Here is a 1,860-nt window from a genome sequence, read left to right on the forward strand (position 1 = left end):
CCGGGACATCGAAGTGCCTCTCCTGGCGGCCTACCACCAGGCTGATACGTCGTTCCTGCGCGATCACCTGCTCGAGCGCAAGCCACCAGGCCTCGCCTATTCCGTCGGCGAACGCCGTCGGCACATAAACGGTGAAAGGAACGCCGTGCCCAGACAACACCGGATAAGCAGACGTGATGATGTCCCTGTAACCGCTATCAAAGGTCAGGCAGACGAACCGCTGCCGTGCAGCGAGCGTAACGGCCCTGCGGCAAGCCTCATCCATCGAAATGACTTCATAGTTCCAGCGCTTCAGCGCCCGAATGGCGCGATCTAGAAAATCGGGCGTGATTTCGTCCGATCGTCGCGGCTGAAAGCCTGTTGGACGGCGGGGCCGCACCCGCTCAAAGCGCAGGATGACGCCGACTCCTTTCCGTTTGAGCCACGCATGACCACTGAAGTATGCGAGTTCCAGCTTAAGGCTTGTCAGGGGGCCTGATGGCAAAGTGTCTTCTCAGATTGGGCCGCGGATACCAGCCATCCAACGGGACCGCCTTTCTCCGCTTTACTGTCATTACCCTTTGTTGACACTTCTTTGCAAAGGTCGGTTGAAGCGAAAAGTTAACCGTCTAAACACAAGCATTGCGGACAGGTATTTGCGATGACGATGGCTGCCGCGATCGAAAGCCAGACGGCAGCTGCCTCGCCGCGTTCGGCATCAAGCCGCATCGCCCTCATCGATATTTTCTCCGACCTTGTGCAGGCGGAGACGGTCTGGAGAAGCCTGGAAGCTCAGCACCACGTTTCTACCCCTTACCAGCGATTTGACTTCCTCTACCCATGGCAACTGATGGTCGGAACACGCGAAGGCCTTCGACCTCTTGTCGTCGTTGCTTATGACCGCGATCATGCACCGCTGTTATTGCTCCCGCTCGTCCTCAAACAGAGATGGGGCGTTCGCATCGGCCACTTCATGGGGGGCAAGCATGCGACGTTCAACATGGCGTTGTGGAATCGCGATTTCGCCGCAGCAGCTTCCCGCGCCGATCTGGACGTTCTCTTTGCCGCCATCCGCGAACGCGCGGGCGTCGACGTGCTGGCCTTGGAGCAGCAACCCTTGTCGTGGCGGGATCTGCCCAATCCGATGTCGCTGTTGCCGCACCAGCCCTCAGTCAATGACTGTCCGGTAATGCCGATGGCGCCCGGCGCGCCAGCCACGACCCGCATCAGCCATTCCGTGCGGAGCCGTCTGAAGGCCAAGGAACGCAAACTCAAGGCTTTGCCGGGCTATCGCTATCATGTCGCCACCAGCGACGGTGACATCGAGCGTATGCTGGACGCCTTCTTTCGTATCAAGCCGCTGCGGATGGCGGAGCAGAATCTTCCCAATGTCTTCGCTGAGCCCGGCGTGGAGGATTTCATTCGCAAGGCTTGCATCACGCCGCTCGCGGGCGGTGGCCGCGTAATCGAGATACATGCGATCGAGAGCGACAGCGAATTGGTCGCGCTCTTTGCCGGCGTTGCCGACGGCTACCGCTTTTCGATGATGTTCAACACCTATACCGTGTCGGCCAGTTCGCGCTTCAGCCCGGGGCTGGTCCTGATCCGCCACATCGTCGATCATTACGCTGAGCGCGGGTACCACGCACTCGACCTGGGAATCGGTTCGGACGGCTACAAGAAGCTGTTCTGCAAGGCCATCGAACCGATCTTCGATTGCTTCGTTCCGCTCGGCCCGCACGGCGCTGCTGCGGCGATGGTCATGTCAACAGCCGGCCGCGCCAAGCGTCTTGTCAAGAGCAGCCCGGCACTCCTGCAGCTAGCGAAGCGGCTGCGGCGCATTGGCCACTGGCGCTGACCAGAAGAATTAGGCCGCCACGA

General features: G+C 60.1%; 2 protein-coding genes. One reads left to right on the top strand and one right to left on the bottom strand.

Features of this window, described 5'->3' with window-relative positions:
- A partial coding sequence (locus NEZ08_RS18225; protein ID WP_298109815.1) for a polysaccharide deacetylase family protein occupies nucleotides 1-265 on the bottom strand: 265 nt, incomplete at its 3' end.
- Nucleotides 266-640: 375 nt separating this feature from the next.
- On the opposite strand from NEZ08_RS18225, the gene NEZ08_RS18230 reads away from it, so the two are divergent.
- Entirely contained in the window at nucleotides 641-1,837 is a 1,197-nt protein-coding gene (locus NEZ08_RS18230) for a GNAT family N-acetyltransferase (RefSeq protein ID WP_298109818.1), read from the top strand.
- Nucleotides 1,838-1,860: the final 23 nt, after the last annotated feature.

Origin of the sequence: Bradyrhizobium sp. (assembly GCF_027451485.1) — a bacterium.
Classification (GTDB): domain Bacteria; phylum Pseudomonadota; class Alphaproteobacteria; order Rhizobiales; family Xanthobacteraceae; genus Bradyrhizobium.

Bases quoted from the DNA above. Each gene is read 5' to 3' on its own strand.
- NEZ08_RS18230 (WP_298109818.1), top strand. From the start codon at position 641: ATGACGATGGCTGCCGCGATCGAAAGCCAGACGGCAGCTGCCTCGCCG.